At 66.2% G+C, this 2,021-nt stretch carries 1 protein-coding gene and 1 pseudogene; both read left to right on the top strand.

Annotated features, from left to right (window positions below):
- The first annotated feature begins 379 nt into the window (after positions 1 to 379).
- Positions 380 to 1,156 carry a class I SAM-dependent methyltransferase gene (locus tag O1R50_RS25380; RefSeq protein WP_270113053.1) on the top strand — a complete coding sequence of 259 codons (777 nt, stop codon included), beginning with the start codon at positions 380 to 382 and terminating at the stop codon, positions 1,154 to 1,156.
- Between the two features lie 93 nt (positions 1,157 to 1,249).
- Positions 1,250 to 1,692, top strand: a pseudogene (locus O1R50_RS25385) (helix-turn-helix domain-containing protein); the annotation flags it as partial.
- Positions 1,693 to 2,021: the final 329 nt, after the last annotated feature.

Here is a 2,021-nt window from a genome sequence, read left to right on the forward strand (position 1 = left end):
CACCCGCCGTCCCCCCCCCCCCTGGTCGATCCCCGGCGGGGCCCCCCCCCCCCCCCCCCCCCCCCCCCGCTTCTGTCGACGCGGCAAGGAATTCGCAGCGAGCTGTGCAACCCCGCTAACCCGAGCTGGTTCCTGCGGGCTGGCCCACCACCCTCGGTCTGACGTGCTGGTGGACTTCAGGCCAGCAAACGAACGCCTGGAATCCAAGTCGCGTTGCGAGCGTGCGCACCGAGCCTTGGGTAGGGCAGGCCGTATTACCAGACCGGGGGTTCACAGCGATCGTTTCATCCCGGTGCAGCCCATACGGTTCGACCACCATGAGAAAACGCATGATCCTCGCTTGTTCGCCATCGAGGGACTCGGCCGTTAACCTGGCTTCATGCATGGAAAGTCACCGGTCGCCCGTTTCTACGACTTGCTCGCGGACGACTACCACCTGGTCTATGCGGATTGGGAGGCGAGCATGGCGCGGCAGGGGGAAGCCCTGGACGCGGTGATCCGGTCCGAGCTGGGCGTGGAGCGCGCCTCGATCCTGGACTGCTCGTGCGGCATTGGCACGCAGACTATCGCGCTCGGACGCTGCGGCCACCGCGTCACGGGTACCGATATCAGTGTTGCGGCGGTCGCTCGTGCCGTCATTGAAGCGGAACGGCGTGACGTCCCCCTGGTCGCGGCAGCGGCGGACATGCGGCAGCTTCCGTTCGCTGACAAGCAGTTCGACGTCGTAGTCAGTGCCGACAACTCGCTGCCCCATCTGCTCGACGCGCGGGACGTGCGCAAGGCGCTGTCCGAGATGCGCCGCGTGCTTCGGCATCGGGGGCTGCTGATGGTCAGCACCCGTCCCTACGAGGAGCTCCTTGAAGCGCGTCCGACCTCGACGCCGCCCCAGCTCTCCACCGCACCTGAAGGTGGCAGGACCATCACCTTCCAGCTGTGGAAATGGCACGACGATGGGGAGCATTACGATCTCGAGCATTTCCAGCTCGTCCCCGACGGGCCGACCTGGTCCGTCCGGGTGCGACGGGCCACCTACTGGGCGCTCACCCAACGGCAGCTGGCCGAATTCGCCATGGAGGCAGGATTCACCGATCCCGAATGGAAGACCAGCGAAGACACCGGCTTCTTCCAGCCCGTCCTCACCGCGCGGGCGTGCTGACCGGACTCGTTTCCGTCCGGAGCAGCGTGCTCAGGTCCGTCTCCTGATGGCTGCCGCGTCATTCCTTATGGCCCAACGACTTAACATCTTCGGATGGGTGTGGTGGCGGCGCCTGAGGCGTGTTGGGTGGAGCCGTTCTCGGGTCTGCGACCGCGCGTGTTCGCCAGGCTGGTGCGCCAGCTGGAGCTCGAGGGCGCCGACGCGCCGCGACCGGGCCGGCCGTGGATCCTGCCATTGATCGACCGCATCCTGCTGGTGACCACTTACTGGCGGACCAACCTGACTCTGCGCCAGCTCGCGCTGCTGTTCGGCGTTTCGAAGTCCGCCGCCGGCCGCATCATCGACGACCTCGGCCCCAAACTGGCCCTTCGCCCGCGCAAGCGCTTCGCGCCCGACACCGTGCTCATCGTCGACGGCAAGCTCGTTCCGACCCGCGACCGGGAGGTCGCGCGCCGAGCAAGAACTATCGATACTCGACCCACCGCGTCAGGTGGGACTCGAAACTGAACAAGGCCACCGCGCTCGCGCCGCCGCTGGACTCCAGCAGTGCGCTGTGCACGGTCGGAACGTCCACCAGGAACTGGGTTCCGGCGCGCGGGCCCGAACCGATGACCCGCGTGGCGCGCGACCTCGGCAGTTTAGCGCTAGGTGCACCAACAAACTTCCGTCGAACCGTTGACTACACATCGAGATCTCTCTATAGTTCGAATCGCCGGAAGATTCATCAGATGTTTCGGGCCTAGGTTGCGATATGTGAGCGATAACAGGCGTTCCCCATACCCGCGTCCGCTAAGGAGCACCCGATGACATCGGCCGCACCCGATTGCTCGTTCCTGTCCCGCTGGACCCGAGGCGTGGCCGCGCT

The sequence above is a fragment of the Glycomyces luteolus genome, assembly GCF_027622875.1.
GTDB lineage: Bacteria > Actinomycetota > Actinomycetes > Mycobacteriales > Micromonosporaceae > Glycomyces > Glycomyces luteolus.

Bases quoted from the DNA above. Each gene is read 5' to 3' on its own strand.
- O1R50_RS25380 (WP_270113053.1), top strand. From the start codon at position 380: ATGCATGGAAAGTCACCGGTCGCCCGTTTCTACGACTTGCTCGCGGAC.